We start from the raw sequence: 1,330 nt of genomic DNA, 5'->3' as shown, positions 1-1,330 counted from the left end.
TCAGAGCAGGCCGTCCCAGTGCTGCTCGACCACCACCGCCCACCAGTTCTCCGGATCACCGAACACCGTCCCGTCCAGCGCGGCGAGTTCCCGCTGGAGGACCTCCACCGCGGCACCCGCCGCAAACGGATCCAGCCCCCGCAACGCCGGCCTCCGCTCGGCATACAGCACCAGACAGCGCACAAAGGACGAGAGATCGGCGTTCAGATACCGGCCGCTGCCGCTGTCCGGATCCACCGCCCAGACCCGCCCCACACCCACACCCGTACCCGTACCGCCGTCACCGCACTGCACCGCGATCAGGGCATGCCCGTCCGTGCCCACCAGCACATACTCACCCAGCACCGCACGCGCCCGCTCCGGCACCCGACCACCCCGCCCGACAGCCGCCAAGTGCCCGGCGACATCCCCCAGACCCGGCAGCACCTCGAAGAAACCCTCCACCCGCACCGGCAGCCCCGCCCCCAGCAGAACCCCCCGGGCCGCCTCCGGCAACCCGCTCCCCGCCAGCTCCACCGCACCGAACCGGTGCACACCCCCCGCACCGAACCGCCCCGCCAGCCGCTCCCCCAGCACCCCGTCACCCTCCGGACCCACCGCCGGCACCACCCGCGGGAACGGCACCCGGTTGGGCCGCGGCGGCACCGCACGCCCCGCCCCCCGGAACAACCGCTCCGTACTCTCCGTCAACGCCCGCACCCCCGCCGCCCGCCGGTCGAACCGCGGCCCGTAATCCTGCCCGTACGAGAACGACGCCACCGGCAGCTCCGCCAGCAGCACCGCCGCACAGTAACCACCCGGCAGCTCACACGGACGCAGATCGGTATGGACCGCCACGACATCCTCCGGCCGCACACCCCGCCCCCGCAGCTCCCGCCAGGCCCGCACCTCCGGATGCCCCAGCCCCGGACCGGACGGCAGGAACAGACTCCGCTCCTCACCCCCCGCATCCCGGTACGTCAGCACCGCCGTCGAACCGGGACCGGTCACCGGCGGCAACGCCGGATCAAAGGAACCCGCACCCAGCCTGTCCCGGTAGAGCCGCACCACCTCCTCCACCGGCACCGACGGCCACGTACTCAACTCCCCCGTGACCCGGTCCACCACCGCACACGCCGAACCCACCTCCGCCGGCACCCGCCGCTCACCCGTGACCGGATCGGCCACAGCCGGCCGCTGATCGGCCCACAGCACCCAGCCCAGATCGAACTCGTGCACCCCGATCCCGCGCCACTCCTCCTCCGGCCGCCCACCGTTGATCCACTGCTGGGCCGCCTCGATCGCCTGCTCACGGGTCGTCACGCGGTCGCTCTCCTTAAGAGCCGGATGG

1 protein-coding gene is annotated in these 1,330 nt (G+C 73.0%); it reads right to left on the bottom strand.

What is annotated here, in order from left to right; all coding sequences use genetic code 11:
- The gene (locus UK12_RS32595) at window positions 1-1,065 is read right to left on the bottom strand and encodes an SUKH-4 family immunity protein (RefSeq protein WP_197085365.1); all 1,065 of its coding nucleotides are present in this window, start codon (window positions 1,063-1,065) and stop codon (window positions 1-3) included.
- Window positions 1,066-1,330 lie beyond the last annotated feature (265 nt).

It is taken from the genome of Saccharothrix sp. ST-888, assembly GCF_000955975.1.
GTDB lineage: Bacteria > Actinomycetota > Actinomycetes > Streptomycetales > Streptomycetaceae > Kitasatospora.
This window is presented reverse-complemented; position numbering and strand designations above follow the sequence as displayed.